Genomic DNA, 23,188 nt, shown 5'->3' with positions numbered 1-23,188 from the left:
ATGAATCAAGCGGGGCGCAAAAGATATCGCCGAATCAAAAGGCCCGCCGGACGCATCCGGCGGGCCTTCTGTCTCATTCTGGTGACAAGGGGCTGGGATCAGCCCTTCTTGCCGGCCTTCAGCGCTTCGCCGAGGATGTCGCCGAGCGACGCACCCGAGTCCGACGAACCGTACTGCGCGACGGCCTGCTTCTCTTCGGCGATCTGCATCGCCTTGACCGAGAAGCTGGGCTTTTTCGAGCGGTCGAAACCGATGACCATCGCGTCGAACTTCTGGCCGACCTGGTAACGTTCGGCGCGCTGTTCGTCGCGGTCGCGGCCGAGGTCGGCGCGCTTGATGAAGCCGGTGGCGCCATCGTCGCCGGCCTGGACTTCGAGGCCGTTGTCGCGAACTTCGAGGACGGTGACGGTGATGACGTCGTTCTTCTTCACCGAACCGGCAGCGGCGACGCCGCCGCCAACGGCAGGTGCACCCTTTTCAAGCTGCTTGATGCCGAGGCTGATGCGTTCCTTCTCGACGTCGACGTCGAGAACGACGACCTGCACGGCCTCGCCCTTGCGGTGGAGGTGCAGCGCTTCTTCGCCCGAGATGCCCCAAGCGATGTCCGACATGTGGACCATGCCATCGACGTCGCCCGGCAGGCCAACGAACAGACCGAATTCGGTCGCGTTCTTGACTTCGCCTTCGACGACCGAGCCAACCGGATGCTCATCGGCGAACGCGCCCCAGGGGTTCGACTGAGCCTGCTTGAGACCCAGCGAGATGCGGCGCTTGTCGCTGTCGACTTCGAGGACGATGACATCGACTTCCTGGCTGGTCGAAACGATCTTGCCGGGGTGGACGTTCTTCTTGACCCACGACATTTCGCTGACGTGGACCAAGCCTTCGATGCCGGCTTCGAGTTCGACGAACGCACCGTAATCGGTGATGTTCGTAACCGTGCCCGACAGCTTCGCACCGACGGGGTACTTGGCGGCGACGCCTTCCCACGGATCGCTCTCGAGCTGCTTCATGCCGAGGCTGATGCGCTGCGTGTCGCGGTTGATGCGGATGATCTGGACACGGACATTGTCACCGATGTTGATGACTTCGCTCGGGTGGTTGACGCGCTTGTAGCTCATGTCGGTCACATGGAGCAGGCCGTCGATGCCGCCGAGGTCGACGAACGCACCATAGTCGGTGATGTTCTTGACGGCGCCTTCGATGATCTGGCCTTCTTCGAGGTTCTGGATCAGGCCCGAGCGCTGTTCGGCGCGCGTTTCTTCGAGGATGGCGCGGCGCGACACGACGATGTTGCCGCGGCGGCGATCCATCTTGAGGATCTGGAAGGGCTGCGGCAGGTCCATCAGCGGGCCGACGTCGCGCACGGGGCGGATGTCGACCTGCGAACCCGGAAGGAACGCCACGGCGCCGCCGAGGTCGACGGTGAAGCCGCCCTTGACGCGGCCGAAGATGACGCCTTCGACGCGCGCTTCCTTGTTGAATTCTTCTTCCAGGCGGTCCCAGGCGGCTTCGCGGCGAGCGCGATCGCGGGACAGCATGGTTTCGCCATTGGCGTTTTCGACGCGGTCGACATAGACTTCGACTTCGTCACCGACTTTGATGTCGGCCTTCTGGCCCGGCATGGCGAATTCGCGAAGCGGCACGCGGCCTTCGCTCTTCAAACCAATGTCGATCACTGCCAGGTCGTTTTCGATCGCGGTCACGGTGCCCTTGACGACGCGGCCTTCAAAGCCGCCGTCGGCACCACCAAGCGATTCATCGAGCATCGCGGCAAAATCGTCGCGCGTCGGGAAAGCCGTAGTGGCCATAGATGTGTCTTCCTTACTTCGTTTGTTCCGGCCAAGCGGTTGGTTCCGCTGGTCTTAATGGCCGATATGCCGCGCCTGCCGAATGCATTGCACAGCATCCTCCGGACCTTCATCGGCGAGGGACGGGCAAAGCAAAAAGGGCGCGACGGGTGCGCCCCGTCACGCCCGACGCTCGGAACGAGCGGCGGTTCATCCGTGCCTCGACCGGCAAAAACACCCGTCGGACGCGGCGGCCTATAGTCGAACGGCGCAGCGCGGGCAAGGCGAAAGCACGGATAAACGCCATCGTAAGATGTTGGGTTTAGCGTCCCGCTGCAATCGAGAGGGGTCTCATGCAAACGGCATATCGTGGCAGTTTCGCCGATCCGGCGGTCGAGGCGCGTTTCCAGGAAACGGCGCGGATGCTGCGGCTGCCCTTCGTGCGCATCTATGGCGTGCTCTTCATGCTCGTCGCGCTCGCTTATACGATCGCCAATCCGCTGTTTGTCAGTCACGAGGATACGGCGACGCTCGCGGTCTATTTCGGCTGCATGCTGATCCTCGCCGGCGCCTATATCGGCGCGACCTTCTGGTCCGGATATGTCGCGCGGCCGGGAATCGATTTCGCCGCGCTGCTCGGCATCGTCTTTCTGCTCGGCCATATCAATCTGGTGCTGTTCGACGAACTGATCGACATGCAGGAGGAAATGCACGCGGTCGGCGTCATGAACAGGCTCTCGGTCAGCGCCTTCGCGGCGGTCGTTCTGGCGAGCCGGCCGCGCCTGTTCCTGTTGTGGCTGGCGCTCGATATCGTGGTTTTCCTCTCGACGGTGCTGGCGGTGCAAAGCCACGGCGCGGGGCTGTGGTATGCGCTGCTGTCGTACCTCAGTGGCGCGATGATCATGGTCGCGATCAATTTCGCGATCGACCGGTCGAGCCGCGGAGCCTTCGCGCTGGCCGAAGCGCTCGAGGCCGAGCGCAAGCGGAACGAGGAACTGGTCTACAACATGCTGCCGGTCGCGGCGGTCGAGCGGATTCGCGACGGGCGCCTCGTCGCCGATTCCTATGCCGACGCGAGCGTGATCTTCATCGACATGGCGGGCTTTACCAAGCTGGCGCAGCGGGTGTCGCCGGGGCATCTGGTCGAACTGCTCAACACCTTTTTCAACCACGCCGACCGCTGCGCGGCGCAGCACGGGGTCGAAAAGGTCAAGACGATCGGCGACGCCTATCTGGCGATCGCCGGCGGCAACCTGACCGCGCGCAACAGCGCCGATACCGCGATCGCCTTTGCGAGATCGGTGCTCGAAGTCGTCGACGACCTGCAATCGCTCGCCGGGGTCGAGACCGGGCTGCGCGTCGGCATCCACAGCGGACCGGTGGTCGGCGGGGTGATCGGCGCGACGCGCATGGCCTATGACTATTGGGGCGAGACGGTGAACATGGCGGCGCGGCTGGAGAGCACGGCGCCGGTCAACGGGATCGCGATTTCGGAAAGCACCTGGCTGCGGGCGAAGGACCGCGGCGCATTCGGCCCGCCGCATATGGAAATGTTGAAGGGAGTCGGCGAAACCGCCGTCTATCACGCCGCGCCGGCGAAGCCCGCGGTCGACGCGCTGCCCGAGATCAGCTGGGTCGCCTGACCCGTTCCGTGACGAAGGCGATCGCGGCGGCGATGCCTTCGGCCACATCCATGTCGCTATTGTCGAGCAGCATCGCGTCGGTGGCGCGCAGCAGCGGCGCCTCGGTCCGCCCGGTGTCGCGGGCGTCGCGGGCGTGGATGTCGGCGAGCACGGCGTCGTAGCCGATATCGACGCCGCGCCCGAGCATCTCCGCATGGCGGCGGCGCGCGCGTTCCTCGGCGCTGGCGGTAACGAACAGCTTGGCGTCGGCGTGCGGCGCAATCACCGTGCCGATGTCGCGCCCGTCGAGCACCGCACCGCCCGGCTGGCCCGCAAAATCGAGCTGGCGCTGGAGCAGCGCCTTGCGGACTGCGGGGTGAACCGACACGCGGCTCGCGAGCCCGCCGGTGCTTTCATAGCGCAGCGCCGGATCGTCGAGCAGGGCATCCGGAAAGTCGCAGGCGACGAGCGCGTCGGCGGCATCGTCGGGGTCGCCATGGTTGAGCTGCGTCTGATAGCCCACCGCACGATAGAGCAGTCCGGTATCGAGCACGGGCAGCCCGAAATGCGCCGCGATCGCGCGGGCAATCGTGCCCTTGCCCGATGCGGTCGGGCCATCGACCGCGATGATCATTGCGCAAGTCCGGCGAGCAGCGCTTCGAAATTGGGGAAGCTCGTCGCGATCGGGGCGACGTCGTCGATCGTCACCGGCGCCTTGCTGACGAGGCCGGCAATCGCGAAGCTCATGCAGATGCGGTGGTCGAGGTGGCCGGCGATGGTGGCGCCGCCGGGAAGCGGGTCGCCGCCGGTGCCGTCGATGATCAGGCCGTCTTCGCTCTCCTCGACGCGCGCGCCGATGGCTTTGAGGCCGGTCGCCATCACCGCGAGCCGGTCGCTTTCCTTGACGCGCAATTCGTCGAGGCCGGTCGTCGTGGTGCGGCCCTCGGCAAGCGCTGCGGCGACGAAGAGGATGGGGAATTCGTCGATCATGCTCGGCGCGACGGCGGGGTCGACCGCGATGCCCTTGAGGATGCTGTGGCGGACGCGGAGGTCGGCGACGGGTTCACCGCCGACTTCGCGGGCGCCCAGCAACTCGATATCGCCGCCCATCGCCTGCAGCACCGCGATCAGCCCGGCGCGGGTCGGGTTGAGGCCGACATTGGCGATGAGGACGTCGGATCCGGGTACGATCAGCGCGGCGACGATGAAGAAGGCGGCCGACGAAGGGTCGCCGGGAACGGCGATCGTCTGTGGTTTGAGTTCCGCCTCGCCAAGGATGCGGATGTGGCGCGTGCCGTCGACATCGGTCTCGACACTGAGATCGGCGCCGAACCCGCGCAGCATGCGCTCGCTATGGTCGCGGGTCGGCACCGGTTCGATCACTTCGGTGATCCCCGGCGTGTTGAGTCCGGCGAGCAGGATCGCGCTTTTCACCTGGGCCGAGGCCATCGGCAGGCGGTAGGCGAGGGGGATGGCGGGCGCGAGGCCGCGCAGCATCAGCGGCAAACGGCCCCCCGGCGAGGCGGTGATGTCGGCGCCCATCTGGCTCAGCGGATCGATGACGCGGCCCATCGGACGTCCCGACAGGCTGGCGTCGCCGATGAAGGTGACGGTGATCGGGTGGCTGGCGACGAGACCCATGAGCAGGCGCGTCGAGGTGCCGCTGTTGCCCATGTCGAGCGCTTCCCGCGGCTGGAGCAGCCCGCCGACCCCGACACCGTGGATGCGCCATTCGCCGTCGTCGCGCCGTTCGATGTCGGCGCCCATCGCGCGCATCGCGCTGGCGGTGGCGAGCACGTCATGACCCTCGAGCAGCCCGGTGACGCGGCTTTCGCCGACCGCGAGCGCCGACAGCATCAGCGACCGATGCGAGATGCTCTTGTCCCCCGGGATCGCGACCCTACCTTTGAGCGGAACGGAAGCGGAAAAGCTGCGGGGCGTGGCGGTGTGATCGGTCATGGCGTGCGGCTTTTGACAGCGGCCTTGCAATCTGGCAAGGCGCACGCCGATTTGATGGATGCCGCGCAGGCAACCGTCGCTTTCCAGAAATTCTAATCTCTTTCCAGAAGGTTATGAGGAATTTATGATAAAGGCTGAATGGGGCACGAAGCGTAGCTGCCCGAAATGTGCCACCCGATTCTATGATCTGACCAAGGATGATCCGGTCGCCTGCATCAATTGCGGTTACAACTGGATTCCGGAATCGGTGCTGAAATCGAAGCAACCGATGCCGTTCGAGGAAGCGGAAAAGCCGGGCAAGGTCGCCAAGGAACCCGAGGCCGACGACGATCTGGATCTGGACGTCGATGTCGACGAGGACAGCGATTCGCCCGACAACGACGTCGATCTCGGCGGCGACGACGATCTGGGCGTTGCGACCGCGGACGACGACGACGTCGAAACCTGATTTTTGACGCGGGGGGCCAAAAAGGCATCGTCAGATGCATTTGGCCCCTTGCATCGGTCGCCGGCACTGCTAAAGGCGGCCACCCGATCGCAGTCACCCAGGCGCGATCACGAAGTTGTGGGGCCTTAGCTCAGCTGGGAGAGCGCCTGCATGGCATGCAGGAGGTCAGCGGTTCGATCCCGCTAGGCTCCACCATTTCTCTCCAAAAAGGCCCGCCGACGCGGGCCTTTTTTGTTGCCCGTCCGGTGCATCGGAAATGCGGCAGCGGGATGACCGGTGTCGGGCGGTGGCGGGCGTTTAAATCCTCCCTGTGGCCGCAGGCCATGGGGAGGGGGCCGCTCGCGAAGCGAGGGGTGGAGGGGGCCGAAGGGTAAGCACGACGCCTGACGGCGTCGGCCTCGCGGTTATTCGGTGGCTTCGCTCTCGAACACCGGTTCCATCGCGATCGGATCGGCGAGGTTGATGCGGTCGAGGATCGCGGCGGTGTCGTCGCGCACCTTCAGCATCAGGCTGCGCATCCGGCATTCGGATTCGGGCAGGCAGTTCTTGCAATGCTCGTGCGCGTTGCGCGCGGCGCAGGGCACGAGCGCGAGCGAACCGCGGGTCAGGCGGACGAGGTCGCCATAGCTGATGTCGATCGGCGACAGCGCGAGCTGGTAGCCGCCGTCGCGCCCGCGCTGCGACAGCAGCAGCCCTTCGCGCGCCATTTCCGACAGAATCACGGTCAGGAATTTGGGCGGAATATTCTGCGCCTCCGCAATATCCGCGAGCTGGACCTGCCCCTTGCCCCAATGGTCGGCGAGGTGCTGGAAAGCGCGGATCGTATAGCGGGTCTTTTGCGACAGCATGGTTCATCCTGTGTTACATATTCAGCCTTAATTCAACCTGTCTGGATGACATTCGGGCAAGAGTTGATGAAAATCACAGCGGGTGGCATGAACCGCCCCTACAGGGGTCGCAGGGTGCCCGGTTGCGGGCGTGGTTGCGTGGAGCGGATGGAATGCGAAAAATTTTGACAGCGCCGGCGGTTTTGGCCGCATGTCTGCTGGCGATGGCGCCAGCGCAGGCGCAGTTTGGCGGCCTGTTGCGTAAAGTGACGTCGCCCACCCCGACGCCGAGTCCGAGCGAGAAGGACAATGGCGGTTGCCCCAAGGGCAAGAAGGGCAGCAGCGTCGGGCGCGGCATATTGGGCGGCGTGATCCGCGACGCTGTCGGCGATGCGGCGGGCAAGACCGGTTTCGGCAGTTACCTGCCGACCGCAGAGGTTGCGGGCACGCTGACCGACGCGATCGCGTGCCGCCTCGATCCCGGCGAGCAGTTGCAGGCTGCGGCGGCGACCGAGGAAGTGACGCGTGGAGAAGAGATCGGCGCGACGTCGAACTGGACGAGCGCGACGCGCGAAAATGTCAGCGGGTCGTCGACCGTGGCGTCGATCAATGAGGAAAGCGGCGGTCGCAAGTGCATGAACGTCAACGATTTCATCATCGTCGACGGTGAAGAGACGCAGGTCTCCAAGCGTATGTGCAAGGGACCGGGCGATGCGCGTTATGTCTTGGCGGCGTAAACTACCCCGACTGGCATTGGCGGCCTTCGCACTGGTCGGACTGACCGGCGCGCAGGGCATGGATCCTGCGAACCCGACCTGTCCGCTCAATCCGAACTGGTCGGCCAATCCGACGATGACGCTGAAGGTCGAAAAGCACGGCGACATGAAGGTCATGCTCGCCGAAGGCCGTGTCGATGCGGGACTCCCCGATCGTCTTGCCGCAGCCTTGAAGGCGAATCCCGATGTTGCCGAAGTTTGGCTGCGGTCGCCCGGGGGCGATGCGCGCGCAGGCAATGCGGCGGGCCGGATCATCCGGTCGAACTTCGGACTGGGTACGCGTGTTCCAAACGGTTGGACGTGCTTCAGTGCGTGCAATTTCATATTCATGGGCGGGCAGCCGCGTATGATCGATCCTGGCGGAGTGTTCATGGTCCATATGTTCACGCGCACCGGCGATCGTTCGGCGATCGATATGAGCGTTGCGATGGGCACCGATGCGACCAAGGAACTCATCGGCAATATCGAACAGGATTCGGCGCTGCTCGCGAGTGAAGACAACGCCTTCCTGATCAAGATGGGCGTGTCACGCAAATTGCTGACCGACATCATGTACCGGCAACAGGCCGTCGCGACCGAGGAAGACAAATCGACTCGGCGCTGCCTGACGCTCGACGAGGCTTTGAAGTATGGGGTTACCTATAAGCTTGACTAGGGCGCGCATCTTCGCCGGAGGATTGTTCGGCGTACTGTTGGTTGCGGCCACCCCCGATCGTGCGACGGATTGCACGCCGACCCGTTCGGGATGGGATGCGCCGGTCTTGCAAATGGAACTGCAAAAGCCGGACGGTGTAGAGACGTTATTTCTCGAAGGCCGGATCGGACCGGACCTTCCGATGCGGCTTAAGGCGTTGCTCGCCGACCATCCCGATATCGGGGAAATCCATTACAATGCGTCAGGGGACGACAGGAATAGCGCGATGGAAGCCGGGCGTATTCTGCGGTCGGCGGGGAATTTCGTGGTGCATGTTCCCCCGGGTGCGGGCTGCACCGGCGCGTGTGCCCTGTTGTTCCTCAGCGGGCGTATTCGGTCCGTCGATCCGACGGCTGTGTTCGATCTTGGGCAATTTTATGAGCCGACGGCGACGTCGGTTTCCAGTGCCGACATCGCGCGGCAGAGCCTCGGAATCTCCGATTATCTGATCCGGATGGGGGTCTCGCGCCGACTGCTTACCGGGACGCTCGATCGCGAGAATGCGTCCACAGGCAAGGCGCCGCAACGCCAATGCCTGACGCCCGAGGAGCTTCACGGCTATAACGTTGCAAATTGGAACGAATAATTTAGGCTGCCCGCCAAAACAGGAGAGGCTGCCATGACCGATATGACGCACGACCACGCGAGTTTCCGTTCGATGATCGACGGGACCCAGCAGGACTGGGACATCATCGCGCGCGAGCAGAAGGAGTTCGCGCCGCAGAACGGCAAGCGCATCCTCGAGCATCTGAAGCTGCTCGGCGGCGATTATGGCGGCTTTCCGGTCGACCGGCTCGAACATTGCCTGCAGACCGCGACGCGGGCGCATCGTGACGGGCGCGACGAGGAATATGTCGTGATGGCGTTGCTCCACGACATCGGCGACACGCTGGGCGCGTTCAACCATCCCGACGTCGCGGCGGCGATCCTCAAGCCCTTCCTGTCAGACGAAAACCTGTGGATCGTCCAGCATCACGGCATCTTCCAGGGCCATTATTTCTTCCACTATCTCGGCCTCGACCGCGACATGCGCGACCAGTTCAAGGATAGCCCGCATTATGCGGCATGCGCCGAATTCTGCGAGAAATATGACGCCCCGGCGTTCGACCCCGATTATGACAGCGAGAGCCTGGAGTTTTTCGAGCCGATGGTGATGCGGCTCTGCTCCTATCCGCGCACGAGCATCTACAAGAAGGTGATGGTCGAGGAAGCGGCGGAGTAACTGGAACGCCGCCCCCACGCAGGGTGCCGGGAGTCACGTGCCTCCCGACACGGCCGCTGGCTGTCCTGCTCAGCTTCGCTGCGTAAAACGATAGCGGCCCCCGCTTTCGCGGGGGCGACGCTCTCCTTACTTCCCCTTGAACGCCGTCTTGCGCTTCTCGACGAACGCGAGCACGCCCTCGACCGCATCCTCGCTGTTACCTGCGACGAACTGGCCCTTGGCTTCGGCGTCCAGTGTTTCCGAAAAACTCTGCGACAGGCCGGCGCGCAAAATCTGGCGCATCGTGCCGAGCGACACCGTCGGGCCGTTCGCCAGCCGCGTCGCGAGCGCACGCGCTTCGGTCAGCAGGTCGGCGTCGTCGACGCACTTATAAACGAGGCCCCATTCAGCCGCCTGTTCGCCGCCGATCTTTTCACCCAGCATCATCATCTGCGTCGCGCGCGGCAGGCCGATCAGGCGCGGCAGCAGCCACGACGAGCCGCCATCGGGGACGAGGCCGATGTTGACGAAGGCTTGCAGGAAATAGGCCGACTTGCCGACCAAGGTGAAGTCGCCCGACAGGCCGAAGCTGCAGCCGACGCCCGCGGCGGGGCCGTTGACCGCGGTGACGACCGGGATGTTCAGATTGGCGAGCGCGAGCAGCATCGGGTTATAGTGGTTGCGCAGCGCCTTGCGACTGTTGGCGCCGCCGCCGACCGCCGACGCGGCGCGGTCGCCGCCAAGGTCGGCCCCCGAACAGAAACCGCGCCCCTCGCCGGTGATCAGCAGCGCGCGCGCGCCGAGGACGGGCAGGTGATCGAGCGCGTCGCGAATCTCGTCGGCCATCGCCGGGGGCATCGAATTGAGCCGCTCGGGGCGGTTGAGCGTGATCGTCGCGACATGGTCGGCGACTTCGAGCTTGATCATCTCATAGGTGGGGGTGGTCATGGGGAAGAACTCCTCTCGCGGGTTTTGGCTTTACCTTTACGTTCACGTAAAGTTGTGACCGATTTGCATCGGAAGTGCAAGGGGCGACGGGCGGGTGGATTTGATAGCGGTGGGCTGAAGGGGCCTTATTCTTCGTCCACCCGCACGCGCGCGAAGCGCAGTTCGCCGTCGTTGCGCCGCAGGACGAAGCGGTCGCCGTTCGCGCTGAGGCAGGCGCCCTGAAAATCGACCACGCCCATGTCATTGGGCACCAGCCGCACATGCAGCCGCCCCTTGTCCTCGGGGCCGAGTTCATAGCGCGGCGCGGTCACATCATAGATCGGCTCGCGAAGCTCGACCCAGCGCGGCACACGCTTGTCGTCCTCGGGCATCGTCCAGCCATAATATTGGGTATAATCCTCGACCGGATCGCCGCTGTCGAAACCGATGGTGAAGGTGACCCCCGCGACGCCTTCGCCGGTCGGCCAGCTGACGAAGATCGTCGGCTGCGCGTCATCGACATCGATCAGAGGCGCCTTTTCGAAGGCGGGCGGCACCGGCCGGGGTTCGGTGAACAGGCAGACTGCGTCGCCCCGCTGCTCCCAGCGCCCGCCGGCGCGCTCGTCGAGTGCGCCGGCGTAGAGCGCATAGAGAAAGGTCCCGTCGGGTGCGATCTCCAGCCCCCCGCCAACGTCGGGGCCTTCGGCAAGCTGATATTCGCCGATCAGGCCGGGCGCTGCCGTGGCGGGGACGGCGGGCGGCTGAGCCAACGCGCCGATGGTCGGCAAGGCGGACAGGAACATGGCGAACGGGGCGAGGAAGAGGTTCCGCATGCGCCCAGCCTGCGCCTGTTTGCACCGCGAATCCAGCCCGATCTGGTGGGCCTTTTCCTTTGACAGCGACACGGAGCGTCGCGACGTTGCGGACGGCAGCGGGTTCGATTTGCAAGGGGGCGATGGCGGACGATGACGAAGGCGGCAACGCGTACGAATTCCATGCTCCGCCCTGCAGCGCTGGCGGGACTGCTGCTGTCGGGCGCGGTCATGGCGGGCGGGCAAGCGGCCGCGAGCGGCGAGGTCACGATCGCCATCAGCGGTGAGAGCGACCAGTTGATCGGTCGCCAGACCGAGCGGACCGTGCTGATCGCGGGCGGCAGCGAAAGCGTTCGGCAACTCGAAACCGCCTATACGGTTTCGGGCCACGGCCCGACCGAACTCAGCGATACGCTGCGGATCGCGGTCGATGCCGATGGCCGTCCGCAACGCTGGCGGTGGCGGCGCAGCGTCAATGGCCGCATACTCACCGTCGAACTCGAACGGTCGGGCGCCGCGCTGACGGGGCAGGCCGTCAACGAGGGTGAACGGCACGCGGTGAGCGCCGTCCTGCCCGTGTTGCCGATCGGCGATCCCGACACGCTGGCACCCTTTTTGACCGAACCGTCCGCGCCGCGCAGCTGGTCGATCGCCGAATTCGACCCCGTGACGCTGCAATTCCGGCCGGTCGAGCTGACGCTGGCGAAACGCAGCGGCACCGATCATGCCTGGGTGCTGACGCTGTCGCGCGGCGGGCGGCTGCAGTCGGTGCGCTGGCTCGACTATGCGGATGGCAAGCTGGCCGCGGCGCGCCAGCCGCTGCTCGGCAGTGGGCGGTCGTGGCATCGCGACGAGGGTCCGCCGACCAAAGCGGATATGCTGTCGCGCGGTCGCATCGTCGCGCATGAACAATATCGCCCCAATATCCATATGACGCAGCGCGCGGCGCTTGGGCAGATGCGCTATGTTTTCGGGCTTCCCGCGGACGTGCCCGTCACCGTCCCCGAAACCGGCGAGCAACGCGTCAAGTCGGATGGCGACGGCTGGCAGGTCGACATCTGCCAGGACTGCGGTCCGGCATCCGCCCCGGCGGCGGCCGATCTCGAACGCTGGCGGCGGCCGGGCCAGTGGGTTCAGAGTAACGACGCCGTTTTCAAGGAGAAGGCGGCGCAGGCGCGGCGCGGCGCGAAGACCGACGATGCGGTGATGGCGCGGCTCGCGATCGTCGCCCGCGCGCGGCTGCCGCGCATCGATTTCGACGGTTATGTCTCGGCGCGCACCGCCTGGCGGCGGCGGGCGGGCGATTGTACCGAGGATGCGTTGCTGCTCGCGGCGCTTGGCCGCGCGGCGGACATTCCGGTGCGCGTCGTCCACGGGCTGGTTTTTTCGCCGGGGCGCTACCACGGCGCCAGCAACGCCTTCATGCCGCACAGCTGGGTGATCGCCTTCGTCGACGGGCGCTGGAAAAGCTACGACATCTCGCTGAACGGCTTCGACGCGACGCATATCGCGCTCAGCCTCGGCGATGGCGAGCCCGAAGCGATGGTCGAGGCCAACCAGATCGCCGCGCTGCTCGACTGGCGCGCGATATCCGAGGTCAGGAGGCGGCCGGCCGATCCTTGATCAAAGGCGGGGGATCGCGATCGTCGCGCGTCTTGGCGTCCGTCGGGGCATCGACGGGCGCGGACGCCGGTGTCGCCTTGGTCACCGCGGCCGGCTCGTCGTCATAGACGACCGGCATGTCGGGCAGGCTGCTGTCGAGATCGGCGGTCAGCCATTCGACCTCGCCCGGCTTTTTCAGCCCGCCGACGATGATATAATTATCCTCGAGGCAATATTCGCCGCTGGTGGGTTCGCCGTCGACCGCCAGCACCTCGTCGATCTGGGCATAGGCCGGGGTCGCCATGCTCGCGCTCAGCGCCATCGCGGCGAGCGCCGATTTCACGGGCACCTTGTAACTCACGCAAATCTCGTCGCTGCATCCCGCGACCAGCGCCTGGCGCGCCGCGCCTGACAGATCGGAAATATCATGCACCTCGCGGTGGCAGAGGCGGCAGGTGTCGCCGTCCATGATGTCGCTGAGCTTGCCCTTATAGGGGCAGGGGCTTTGAATCCGCGGGAACAGGGACATGGGGTGTCTCCTTGGTCTGATTTCCGAAGTCTTCACATAAATGGAGCGCTTTGCTAGAGGGCACAAGCTGTCGTGCTGGGTAATTTTATTTTTTCCGAGTCTTGCTGTTCATGAAATGTCCACCACATTCGGCGTACCTAGGTTGGGGTGTTTGGCGCTGGAATGGATTGTTTCTTGTGCGAATTCGATATTCCGCGTACACGCCTTTTTGGCTTTATCAGCCGCATTGATGTTGAGGAGATTATGATGCGTTCAACGGACAACGTCTGATTCGATCAGCGTCTGGCGGCACTGCTGTCCGAAAGGGCGTCCCCTAGAAAAGGGGGCGCCCTTTTCGTTTTTATTGCGCCTAATAAATAATCCAATTATGATTCCGGGTGGGCGAGGGGGAATTGGATGGCATCAATTAAAAGACGATCGATAAAGTGGCTGCTTTCAGTAGCTGCTGTATGCGCGGCGACGGTTGGTTGGAGCAGCCTTCTTTGGCCTCCAGTAAAATTTTACTATGAAAAACCAGGGATTGGTTTTTGGGGGTCTATTTCAGAGCTTTTGAAGCTTCCATCCAATGAAATATTTCCTGATGGATTTGCCGTCGGATATTTGTTTTTCATATCTACATTTATAATATTATTTTTCAATTTTCTTATATTTATCAGAATAGTTGGATATATGATAAAATATATAGAAAATTCAGAAGTAGATGTTTCTCTTATAGAGACAAATTTAACATACAGATTCGAAGATAGGCTGTCGCGTGTTATTGCGACAAGAAACCAAATATTTCATGCAAATAGCAAAAATATTACAGCATATCACTATAATCAGACAGTTGAATCTGAATCGGCTATCATAGATTCTTCAACTTTCGAGATGGATTCAATATTAAATGACTCAAGGATAACCGAAGATTTCATTATAAGATCATCGAAGAAAAATTTTGAAGCTATTGAAATATTCAAAATATCATTGCCAACAAGTTGGATTTCAACGTATTTTCCTGATTGGCTTGTTCTTTTTATGTGGAACCATAGTAAGATTTTGGACAAAATTATTGTAGACAGGCGCGGGCATATTGAGATAAAAAATGAACATGATGGAGAGGATGCGACTATAGAACTTCGCTCTCTCAAGCGTGTGGCAAAGCGGGTGACGCTCACTTTAGATTTTCCTCAGGATTTGGCGCCGCGTTCCCCAGATATCAAATGCTTTATCATTCGAGATAACGTCGTTGTTTCCATACATCCGCGCAGTGAAACGAATGGCACTCGGCGCGTCTATTCCGCATTTTTGGCGGAGTTGGATCGCGCATCAATCCGTTTTCAATGGAATAATAGGCGGTTACATGCAGGTCCGCAGACGGCATCTGTCGATTTGGCGTCAGCCCGGCCAGCGGCCAACCGCACTGGCGTGACAATGGTTCTGTCGCGAATATTGTCGGCAATAAGGGGGGGGTGATATCGGGTTTTCAGGGGGTTGCGCGGAGCTTCGAGCTTGACGTCTTCTCTTCCCACGCTCTGCCGCACCTGCTAACCGCCGCCGCCATGATCGCTCCGCATCCCGACCGCCGCACCTTCGCCATCATCTCGCACCCCGACGCGGGCAAGACGACGCTGACCGAGAAATTGCTCGTCGCCGGCGGCGCGATCCATATCGCGGGCGAGGTCAAGGCGCGCGGGCAGGCGCGGCGCGCGCGCTCCGACTGGATGAAGATCGAACAGCAGCGCGGCATTTCGGTGACCTCGTCGGTGATGACCTTCGAACATGCGGGGCTGATCTTCAACCTGCTCGACACCCCGGGGCACGAGGATTTCAGCGAGGATACCTATCGCACGCTGACCGCGGTCGACAGCGCGGTGATGGTGATCGACGCCGCAAAGGGCATCGAACCGCAGACGCTGAAGCTGTTCGAGGTGTGCCGGCTGCGTTCGGTGCCGATCATCGCCTTCATCAACAAGGTCGACCGCGAGGGCCTGCCGCCGTTCGAGCTGCTCGACGAGATCGCCGAGCGGCTGGCGCTCGACGTGTGCCCGATGAACTGGCCGGCCGGGATGGGCGGACAGTTCGAGGGGATTTACGATTTGGTCGATCCCGCGATCATGAAGCTGGGTGGCGACGCGTCGCGGATGTATGAAGGTCACCGCGCCAAGGTTGCGGGGCTGGACGACCCGGCGCTGGCAGCGGAGCTTTCGGAGCGCGCGCTCGCGCTGCTCAAGGAAGAAACCGAGTTGGCATCGGCCTGCTACGCGCCCTTCGACGTTGCGGCATACCGCAACGGTGACTTGGCTCCGGTCTATTTCGGATCGGCGCTCAAGGAATTCGGCATCATCGACCTGCTGTCGGCGCTCGCCAACCACGCGCCGGGACCGCAGCCGCAGCCCGCCGAACCGGCGCCGGTCGATCCGGCCGACGATGCCGTCACCGGCTTCGTGTTCAAGGTGCAGGCGAATATGAACCCCGCGCACCGCGACCGCATCGCGTTCATGCGACTGTGTTCGGGCAAGTTCGAGCGCGGCATGCGGCTGATGCAGGGCGGCACGGGCAAGGCGATCGCGATCAGCCGCCCGATGCTGTTCCTCGCACAAGACCGCGAAATGGCCGAGGAGGCTTTCCCCGGCGACATCATCGGCATCCCGAACCATGGCACGCTGCGCGTCGGCGATACGCTCTCCGAACGCACCGACATCACGATCACCGGGCTGCCGAACTTCGCCCCCGAATTGCTGCGCCGCGTCGCGCTCGTCGATCCGACCCAGACCAAGAAATTACGCAAGGCGCTCGACGACATGGCCGAGGAGGGGATCATCCAGGTCTTCTATCCCGAAATCGGTGCGAACATGATCGTCGGCGTCGTCGGCCAGTTGCAGCTTGAGGTGCTGATCAGCCGCTTGGACGCTGAATATAAGGTCGAGGCGAAGCTCGAGCAGTCGCCCTGGGAAACCGCGCGCTGGATCGCCTGCGACGATCCGGCGAAGCTCAAGGCGTTCCAGTCCGAACACCGCGGCGCCAGCGCCACCGACCGCGATGGCGCGCCGGTGTTCATGGCGAAGGACGGCTGGGAGGTGGGCTATATCACCCAGCGCAATCCGGACATCCGCTTTACGGCGACGAAGGAACGGCGGTTGGGCGCGTTGGCAGAGTAAGCCGCTCCGATACTCGCCATCCAATATCCAGCGCCTTGCTAAGTATATCGGTCTGAGACTATGTTTCCGATTGGGGAACGGTACTAATCTTCGGAATGATGCGCAGACTAGTGGTGCCTTTTGTGCACTCTGGATTTGGAGCAGACCGCATGGGCAAGCATCTTATCGCGTTGATCGACGGTACAAAGGTCAGTGCTGCCCATACTGCCACGAACAGATCATATTCCAACGTTTTCGAACTGGCTTGCCTGCTGCAGATTTTGGACCGTTCCAAGAGCGGAGGCCCGCAAGTCGTATTTTACCGATCCGGAATATCGTCCCAGCCTGACAGCAGGAATACCTATGACCTGCTGACGGGTAACACGATAATGTCGCAGATCGTCGATCAGTACACAAACATATGCGCGAACTATAATTTTGATGCCAAAATCTCGAAGGACAAAATTTATCTGTTCGGTTTTTCTCGTGGTGCGATGGCCGTGCGGGCGTTGGCGAGCATCATATCGGAATTCGGGCTGCTCGACCCACGCCAGATCCACTTCCTTCCCGAGGTCATCTATGCCTGGGAGCATAACGAGGGAAGGGCGTCACTAAGCAACAAGGTCAACCTGACCACGGTGGAGGTCGAGTTTATCGGTATTTTTGACGCTGTGATGGGCGGCATATCAAAGCTGCCCGTGTTCAATCCTGTTCGTTTTTCCAATCATGACCTTCCGTCGCTCTGTCGGCACGGTATCCACATCATCGCGATCGACGAGGATCGACCTCATTTTACGCACAAGCTCTGGACCGGGGCCAAGTCGCGCGTCCTGCGGGGTGGAAAGGAGGCGCCGAATCCCAGTCTGCGGACGCAATCGTTCCGACAGATATGGATGCCCGGGATACATTCCGACATCGGAGGGACGGGCAACGCATTTTTGGGCAACGTCGCCCTTCTTTCGATGGTCTATTTTATTGAACGACTGACCGGTCTTGCTCTCGATAAGGAATGGATCGAGGACAAGGAGTGGCGGGTGAGGAAGGGTATTGCCGACAAGAAATTTCGAATTTCAGCCAATTATATGGAATTGCCTTACCGTAGGAAATTGGAATCAAACGGTGATTTCAAGCAATATTACCATCCAGTTTGTGAAATAATACAGATATGTAAGTATAAAATATTCCGAAGCAAATATGATTGGAGGAATCGTGTTTTTGAAAAAGAATTCAAGGACAGGGTCATCATGGATGATTTGCTCTATAAATACTTTAGAAGAATAAGCTAAATTTGCTATATTAAGCTCAGCAAATCCGCAGGCGCTTTGGCTTCGCCGTCCTCCTCATCCTCTTCTCCCTCGAACTTGCTGAGGGTCAGACCCAGCAGCCGGATTCCCTGCTCGGTCGGCAGCAGCGGCGCCAAAATCGCTTCGCCCGCTGCGAGCAGCGCCGCGCCGTCGAGGATCGGCGCCGGCACCGACTTCGCGCGCGTGATCGTCCTGAAATCGGCGTAGCGCAGCTTCAGCGTCACTGTCCGCCCGCGCGCGCCTTTCTTGGCGGCACGGTCCCACACCACGCTGCACACATGCGCGAGCGCCTCGCGGATTTCGGTGTCGCCGATCAGATCGTTGAAAAAGGTCCTTTCGCCGCCGAGCGACTTCAGCGGCCGGTTCGACTTCACCCGCCGATGGTCGATGCCGCGCGCCAGGTTGAACAGCCATTCGGCGCTGTTGCCGAAATTCTCCGCGAGCCACATCGGGTCTTTCGCCGCGAGATCGGCGCCCGAAAACACGCCCAGCCCCTCCATCTTCGCCGCGGTCACCGGCCCGATGCCGTGGAAGCGGCGGATCGACAGCGTCTGGACGAACGCCGCGCCCTTGCCCGGCGGGATCACGGTAATGCCGTCGGGCTTGTTCTGGTCCGACGCCAGCTTGGCGATGAACTTGTTGTACGAGACGCCGGCCGACGCGGTGAGCCCGGTTTCCTCACGAATGCGACGGCGGATCAGCTTCGCGGTCGCGGTCGCGCTGCCCAACGCCGCCTTGTCGGCGCTGACGTCGAGATAGGCCTCGTCGAGCGACAGCGGCTCGACCTCGTCGGCATAGTCGCGGAAGATCGCACGGATCTGGTGCGAAATGTCGCGATACACCTCGAACCGCGGCGGCACGAAGATGAGGCCCGGGCATTGGCGTTTCGCGGTGACGCTCGGCATCGCTGACCGTACCCCGAATTTGCGCGCTTCGTAGCTCGCGGCCGCGACGACGCCGCGCCGCGAAGAGCCGCCGACCGCCACCGGCTTGCCGCGCAAGGCCGGGTCGTCGCGCTGTTCGACCGACGCGTAAAAGGCATCCATGTCGACATGGATGATCTTGCGGACCCGGGTGTCCGCGGCATCCCTAGCCTGATCGTCGCCGTCTTCCACGTCCGCCGCCTAGCATGTTGCCCAAATGTTCTCAATGCCGCGCCTGACGCGGCGCTTGACGAAGGCGGACCAAAATGGCAATCGCCGCCGGCCTTGGTGAGCGGGTATAGCATAGTGGTAATGCTCTAGCCTTCCAAGCTAGCTAGGCGGGTTCGATTCCCGCTACCCGCTCCAATTTCTCATACATCGTTGATCGCCATTGTCTGGACTTTCCCCAGAAATCTGCCATATTTGACGCCTGAATTGGTCGCGGGCGTTCGCGATTGAACGCTGGCAGCCGGAAAATCTGGGGGCCTTTTATGGGGGCCTTTTGGGTTTCGAGCCTGTCAGCGAATAAAAAGGCCCCCAACATGGCCCTCACTGATACGGCTATACGCAACGCGAAGCCCGCTGAGCGCGACTATAAACTGGCGGATTCTGGGGGCCTTTTTGTGCTGGTGACGCCAGCGGGCGGGAAGCTCTGGCGGCTTAAGTTCCGAATCGATGGCAAGGAGCGCAAGCTGTCACTGGGGCGCTATCCCGACGTCAGTTTGAGCGAAGCGCGTAAGCGGCGGGACGAGGCCCGCAAGCAAATCGCGCTCGGCGGCGATCCGGCGCGCGAAAAGCAGCGGGAGAAGATCAGAGCGAAGCTGTCGATCGATAACACCTTCGCTGCCATCGCCGCCGAATATTGCGCGAAGCGGCAGCGCGATGGCGAAAAGGGTTGGGCGCAATCGACGGTCATTCGCACTGAATCGCTGCTGACGCGGCTCAACGCTTCGATTGGTCGATTGCCGATTGGAGAGATTGAACCGGCCGACGTGCTAGCGGCGGTGCGCAAGATTGAGGCGCGGGGAAAGCTGGAAAGCGCCCGCCGCACCCTGCAACTGGCGAGCCTCGTCTTTCGCTATGCCATCGCGACGGCGCGGCTGACGTCCGACCCGACGCGCGATCTGCGCGGGGCGCTTACCTCGCCGACCGTCAGGCATTATGGCGCGATCACGGACGCGAAGCGTGTCGGCGAACTGCTGCGCTCTATCGACGACTATGACGGCAGCGGAGCTACCAAGTTGGCGCTGCAACTCGCACCCCATGTTTTTGTTCGCCCCGGCGAACTTCGCCATGCAGACTGGAGCGAAATCGATCTGGAGGCGGCTATCTGGGCTATCCCGGCCGGTCGTACTAAAATGCGTAAGCCACACCATGTACCGCTGTCGCGGCAGGCGGTGGCGATTTTTCGGCAAATTCACGAGGCGACCGGGACTACGGGCTATGTGTTTCCGTCGGTTCGCACGCGCACCCGGCCAATGAGCGAAAACACGCTCAACGGGGCTTTGCGGCGGCTCGGCTATGCCAGCGATGAAATGACCGCGCACGGCTTTCGCGCGATGGCGTCCACCTTGCTCAACGAAAGTGGCAAATGGCATCCGGACGCGATCGAGCGCGCGTTGGCGCATGGCGATCGCGACAAGGTGCGCGCTGCCTATCATCGCGGCGCGCATTGGGATGAGCGGGTCGCGATGGCGCAATGGTGGAGCGACCATCTCGATACGCTTCGAAAAGGGGCGGACGTGGTTCCGATTAGACCCAAGGCAGGAGGGGAGTAGCGCCCTGTTCGCACTCTGCCGCTTGCGTTTATGATCGATCGCCGAATACTGTCGGTGAATGGACGAAGAATGGATTTCGGCAAAAGACGCGCTGGCCTTCATGCAGCGCGCCGCCCCGTTCACCGATCAGCGTGGAACGATCTGCAAGCGAGCGCACGCGGGACTGGTTCAAGCTCGCGCCCAAATACTAGTCCTACCCGACACAAAATACTCGGACGCAAACATTGGCGCGGAGTTTTGGTGGGCTGAGGGGAAGGCTGCGCTGGAGCAGAATTGGGTTACGGGCGATTTCAGCACTTGGATCGATCAGAAATATCAGGTGAAGGCCTTCGGCGTTTCATTCTTCGCGGCGGACATTTACGCTATCGTCCCCGGTGCGCAAATCACGTCTGGCCGGTGGATCAATAGCGGTGATGCGGTGAACCTTGTGGCTGCCGAGGCTGCCGTGACACCGACCGGGGCGCTAGCCGCGATCATTCGCTGTTGCGCCAACCAGCTGTTGGAATCGCGATGCCGTACGCTGAGGTGGCAGTACGCAGACCGGCTAGGTTCTACATTGGATGAAGTGATCGAAGACGATCTAATCCCGGCTTGGTTTTGGTCGTCAAGCGCAAGCCATCCTGACGCTGTGTTAAACTGGAAGTCAGGGAACTTCGCGGGGCCGGGCGAGACCGACCTAGACGAGTACTGCCAAGCGCAGGCACGGGGCGTTGCCTTCGAGCGCGTGGCGTTGTCGGATGCCATCGAGCTGGCTTTGAAATCGAAGCCGACCAAAGCTCCGGTAGCACCCGTTGCAATGGCTGAAGTGGTAGAGGGCGATAAGCCGCCATTGTCAGAAGCCGAGTTGCAGAAATGGTGGACGAAGCGCGCCACGATACGGGATAGCCTCACGCAGGACGAGTTGCTCGCGCTCATTCGGGTAGCATATCCCGATAAGCACATTTCGCGGGAGCGCATCCGTGCATTGACCGGCGAAAGAAAGCGAGGTCCTAAGCCATAACGCGGCAAAGTGCCCGCGAAATTCCCGCCGAACTATCCGCCGAATTTTGCGTCTGCGACTTTCCCTGCATCCGCTGGAACACCAGCGTTCAATGCAGGAGCAAAGCAAATGGACCGCCTCGCCTATTCGATCAATGAAGCCGCCCGCGTGCTGAGCATGGGGCGCACGTCGATCTATGCCATGATCGCAGACGGGCGGCTCGAAGCATTCAAGCTCGGTCGCCGCACGCTGATCCGGGCGGAATCGATCCGGAAACTGGTGTCGGGCGAGGCGTAAGGCCGTGCCCGCCCGGCGGATCAATCCGCGCCTGATCAAAATCCACCGGGCCTACAGTGCGGACGAAGCGGCCCGCGCGCTCGGTGTCCATAAGAACAGCGTGCGCGGCTGGATCAAAAAGGGCCTGCCTATCGTCGATGGCGGGCGGCCGGTGCTGATCCTGGGGCACGAGCTGCGCGCCTTTCTGGAATGTCAGCGAAAGGCCGGGAAGCGTCCTTGCCCGCCCGGCACGATCTATTGTCTGAAGTGCCGCGAACCCCGCGGCCCCGCGCTCGGCATGGTCGAGTATTTCGCACGCAATGCCGCGACGGGCGACCTGACGGCGCTTTGCGAGACGTGCGGGACGATGATGTACCGCCGGGCGCGCCATGCTGACATCGGTGCGATCATGCCCGCGATCGACGTTCAAATCAGGGAAGCGGGCGCACGCCTAATAGAGCGGCCTTCACCTTCCCTGAATTGTGACAATCGAAAGGACTGAGCGGATATGGCAAAGCACAATGGCGCGAACGCCCGGATCAAGCACGAATATTTCGCCTATCTGAAGGAAGCGCAGCGGCGCGACGAGGCGTCGATCGATGCCGTCGCCAAGGCGCTGTCGCGCTTCGAGGAAGTGAACGGGCATAAGGATTTCAAGAATTTCCATCGCGCGCAGGCGGTCGCGTTCAAGCGTAAGCTGGACGAGACGGTCGCGGTCCGCACCGGAAAGCCGCTCAGCCGTGCTACGGTTTATAGCACCCTGTCGGCGCTGCGTGCGTTCTTCGTCTGGCTTGCGGGGCAACCGGGCTACAAGTCGAAGCTGCGCTATTCGGACGCCGATTATTTCAATCTCCCGGAGAAGGATGCGCGGGTCGCCAAGGCGACGCGCATCAAGCCGTTCGCGACGCTCGATCAAATCCACCATGTCCTGTCGGCCATGCCGACCGGAAGCGACATCGAACTGCGCAATCGTGCGTTGATCGCCTTCGCTATCCTGACCGGCGCACGCGATGGCGCGCTGGCGTCCTTCAAGCTGAAGCATGTCGATCTGGCCGAAGGGCGCGTCGATCAGGACGCCCGCGAAGTTCAAACGAAGGCGAGCAAGACCTTTTCGACATGGTTTTTCCCGGTCGGCGGCGAGGCGCTGGCGATCGTCGAGCACTGGTGCGGCTATCTGCGCACCGAATTGCTGTGGGGCGACGACGATCCGCTATTCCCGGCGACCAAAATCGGACTCGGCACGGCTGGCGGCTTCCAGCCGGTCGGGCTGCGGCGCGACGGCTGGGCGAGCGCCGGGCCGATCCGCGACATTTTCCGCCACGCCTTCGAGGCCGCCGGACTGCCATATTTCAACCCGCACTCCTTCCGCAATACACTCGTGCAGCTCGGGCAGCGGCTCTGTACGACGCCGGAAGAATATAAGGCATGGTCGCAAAATCTGGGGCACGAGCAGGTGCTGACGACCTTTACAAGCTACGGGAATCTCGTGCCGCACCGGCAGGGCGAAGTCATGCGAGGGCTTGGCGATGAGAAGCCGGACATGACGGCCGATGCTGCGCTGATCGCGCAAGTCGTCGATGTGATCCGAAAGATGCCGGATCGACGTGGCTGATCTGGACGGC

Annotated in this window: 23 protein-coding genes and 2 tRNA genes; 17 read left to right on the top strand and 8 right to left on the bottom strand. The window is 62.2% G+C overall.

Going from position 1 to position 23,188, the window contains the following annotated elements; all coding sequences use genetic code 11:
- Positions 1–98 precede the first annotated feature (98 nt).
- Positions 99–1,811, bottom strand: a complete 1,713-nt coding sequence (rpsA, locus tag EEB18_RS01295; protein ID WP_056350484.1) for a 30S ribosomal protein S1 — start codon at positions 1,809–1,811, stop codon at positions 99–101.
- A gap of 332 nt (positions 1,812–2,143) precedes the next feature.
- On the opposite strand from rpsA, the gene EEB18_RS01290 reads away from it, so the two are divergent.
- Complete coding sequence (locus EEB18_RS01290) at positions 2,144–3,433, top strand: adenylate/guanylate cyclase domain-containing protein (protein ID WP_187140343.1); 1,290 nt, start codon at positions 2,144–2,146, stop codon at positions 3,431–3,433.
- Here the strand turns inward: EEB18_RS01290 and EEB18_RS01285 are convergent.
- A complete protein-coding gene (locus tag EEB18_RS01285) occupies positions 3,417–4,046 on the bottom strand; it encodes a (d)CMP kinase (protein WP_187140342.1) in 630 nt (209 codons plus the stop codon). The two genes, EEB18_RS01290 and EEB18_RS01285, sit on opposite strands and share 17 nt — an antisense overlap.
- The gene (gene aroA / locus EEB18_RS01280; RefSeq protein ID WP_187140341.1) at positions 4,043–5,371 is read right to left on the bottom strand and encodes a 3-phosphoshikimate 1-carboxyvinyltransferase; all 1,329 of its coding nucleotides are present in this window, start codon (positions 5,369–5,371) and stop codon (positions 4,043–4,045) included. Before aroA ends, EEB18_RS01285 begins: the two co-directional genes overlap by 4 nt.
- A 124-nt stretch (positions 5,372–5,495) precedes the next feature.
- Between aroA and EEB18_RS01275 the strand changes: the two genes are divergently transcribed.
- Entirely contained in the window at positions 5,496–5,819 is a 324-nt protein-coding gene (locus EEB18_RS01275) for a TIGR02300 family protein (protein WP_187140340.1), read from the top strand.
- 119 nt (positions 5,820–5,938) lie between these two features.
- Positions 5,939–6,014 (top strand) — tRNA-Ala (locus EEB18_RS01270).
- 209 nt (positions 6,015–6,223) lie between these two features.
- Here the strand turns inward: EEB18_RS01270 and EEB18_RS01265 are convergent.
- Complete coding sequence (locus EEB18_RS01265; protein ID WP_187141454.1) at positions 6,224–6,667, bottom strand: RrF2 family transcriptional regulator; 444 nt, start codon at positions 6,665–6,667, stop codon at positions 6,224–6,226.
- Positions 6,668–6,912: 245 nt separating this feature from the next.
- Between EEB18_RS01265 and EEB18_RS01260 the strand changes: the two genes are divergently transcribed.
- Genes EEB18_RS01260 through EEB18_RS01245 form a run of 4 tightly spaced genes read left to right on the top strand, consistent with a single transcriptional unit; the run spans position 6,913 to position 9,338 of the window.
- Positions 6,913–7,383, top strand: a complete 471-nt coding sequence (locus EEB18_RS01260; RefSeq protein ID WP_262408215.1) for a hypothetical protein — start codon at positions 6,913–6,915, stop codon at positions 7,381–7,383.
- A 16-nt stretch (positions 7,384–7,399) separates the two neighbouring features.
- Positions 7,400–8,077, top strand: a complete 678-nt coding sequence (locus EEB18_RS01255; protein WP_262408058.1) for a hypothetical protein — start codon at positions 7,400–7,402, stop codon at positions 8,075–8,077.
- Between the two features lie 22 nt (positions 8,078–8,099).
- Positions 8,100–8,702, top strand: coding sequence for a hypothetical protein (locus tag EEB18_RS01250; protein ID WP_187141456.1), 603 nt, complete (start codon positions 8,100–8,102; stop codon positions 8,700–8,702).
- Positions 8,703–8,735: 33 nt separating this feature from the next.
- On the top strand, positions 8,736–9,338 hold the full coding sequence (locus EEB18_RS01245) for an HD domain-containing protein (protein WP_187141457.1): 603 nt from the start codon (positions 8,736–8,738) through the stop codon (positions 9,336–9,338).
- Between the two features lie 126 nt (positions 9,339–9,464).
- Here the strand turns inward: EEB18_RS01245 and EEB18_RS01240 are convergent, their stop codons facing one another.
- Positions 9,465–10,265, bottom strand: coding sequence for an enoyl-CoA hydratase-related protein (locus EEB18_RS01240; RefSeq protein ID WP_056350503.1), 801 nt, complete (start codon positions 10,263–10,265; stop codon positions 9,465–9,467).
- Positions 10,266–10,390: 125 nt separating this feature from the next.
- Positions 10,391–11,077, bottom strand: coding sequence for a hypothetical protein (locus EEB18_RS01235; protein ID WP_056350504.1), 687 nt, complete (start codon positions 11,075–11,077; stop codon positions 10,391–10,393).
- Positions 11,078–11,239: 162 nt separating this feature from the next.
- Here EEB18_RS01235 and EEB18_RS01230 point away from each other — a divergent pair, with 162 nt between their 5' ends.
- Positions 11,240–12,679: a transglutaminase domain-containing protein gene (locus tag EEB18_RS01230; protein WP_222943135.1), complete on the top strand. Its 1,440-nt coding sequence runs from the start codon at positions 11,240–11,242 to the stop codon at positions 12,677–12,679.
- Here the strand turns inward: EEB18_RS01230 and EEB18_RS01225 are convergent.
- On the bottom strand, positions 12,654–13,187 hold the full coding sequence (locus EEB18_RS01225) for a hypothetical protein (protein ID WP_187141459.1): 534 nt from the start codon (positions 13,185–13,187) through the stop codon (positions 12,654–12,656). The genes EEB18_RS01230 and EEB18_RS01225 overlap by 26 nt on opposite strands.
- Positions 13,188–13,583: 396 nt before the next feature.
- Here EEB18_RS01225 and EEB18_RS01220 point away from each other — a divergent pair, with 396 nt between their 5' ends.
- The 3 genes from EEB18_RS01220 to EEB18_RS01210 all read left to right on the top strand — a co-directional run bounded on the left by EEB18_RS01220 (position 13,584) and on the right by EEB18_RS01210 (position 17,592).
- A complete protein-coding gene (locus tag EEB18_RS01220) occupies positions 13,584–14,642 on the top strand; it encodes a hypothetical protein (protein WP_187141460.1) in 1,059 nt (352 codons plus the stop codon).
- Positions 14,643–14,728: 86 nt separating this feature from the next.
- Entirely contained in the window at positions 14,729–16,327 is a 1,599-nt protein-coding gene (locus EEB18_RS01215; RefSeq protein ID WP_187141461.1) for a peptide chain release factor 3, read from the top strand.
- Between the two features lie 149 nt (positions 16,328–16,476).
- Positions 16,477–17,592, top strand: a complete 1,116-nt coding sequence (locus tag EEB18_RS01210) for a T6SS phospholipase effector Tle1-like catalytic domain-containing protein (RefSeq protein ID WP_187141462.1) — start codon at positions 16,477–16,479, stop codon at positions 17,590–17,592.
- A gap of 5 nt (positions 17,593–17,597) precedes the next feature.
- On the opposite strand, the gene dinB is transcribed toward EEB18_RS01210, so the two are convergent.
- Complete coding sequence (gene dinB / locus EEB18_RS01205; protein ID WP_187141463.1) at positions 17,598–18,725, bottom strand: DNA polymerase IV; 1,128 nt, start codon at positions 18,723–18,725, stop codon at positions 17,598–17,600.
- A 100-nt stretch (positions 18,726–18,825) separates the two neighbouring features.
- On the opposite strand from dinB, the gene EEB18_RS01200 reads away from it, so the two are divergent.
- From EEB18_RS01200 to EEB18_RS01175, 6 genes are all read left to right on the top strand, one after another.
- Positions 18,826–18,899: transfer RNA gene (locus tag EEB18_RS01200), tRNA-Gly, on the top strand.
- 176 nt (positions 18,900–19,075) lie between these two features.
- On the top strand, positions 19,076–20,311 hold the full coding sequence (locus EEB18_RS01195; protein ID WP_187141464.1) for a tyrosine-type recombinase/integrase: 1,236 nt from the start codon (positions 19,076–19,078) through the stop codon (positions 20,309–20,311).
- Between the two features lie 58 nt (positions 20,312–20,369).
- Entirely contained in the window at positions 20,370–21,311 is a 942-nt protein-coding gene (locus EEB18_RS01190) for a hypothetical protein (RefSeq protein WP_187141465.1), read from the top strand.
- A 108-nt stretch (positions 21,312–21,419) separates the two neighbouring features.
- Positions 21,420–21,587, top strand: a complete 168-nt coding sequence (locus EEB18_RS01185) for a helix-turn-helix domain-containing protein (protein WP_187141466.1) — start codon at positions 21,420–21,422, stop codon at positions 21,585–21,587.
- 4 nt (positions 21,588–21,591) lie between these two features.
- A complete protein-coding gene (locus EEB18_RS01180; RefSeq protein WP_187141467.1) occupies positions 21,592–22,068 on the top strand; it encodes a helix-turn-helix domain-containing protein in 477 nt (158 codons plus the stop codon).
- Between the two features lie 6 nt (positions 22,069–22,074).
- Positions 22,075–23,178, top strand: a complete 1,104-nt coding sequence (locus tag EEB18_RS01175; RefSeq protein ID WP_187141468.1) for a tyrosine-type recombinase/integrase — start codon at positions 22,075–22,077, stop codon at positions 23,176–23,178.
- Positions 23,179–23,188 lie beyond the last annotated feature (10 nt).

The organism is Sphingopyxis sp. OPL5, assembly GCF_003797775.2.
In the GTDB taxonomy this organism is placed as follows: Bacteria; Pseudomonadota; Alphaproteobacteria; order Sphingomonadales; family Sphingomonadaceae; genus Sphingopyxis.
Note: the sequence above shows the minus strand (reverse complement) of the source record. Positions and strands in the feature narration are given on the sequence as shown.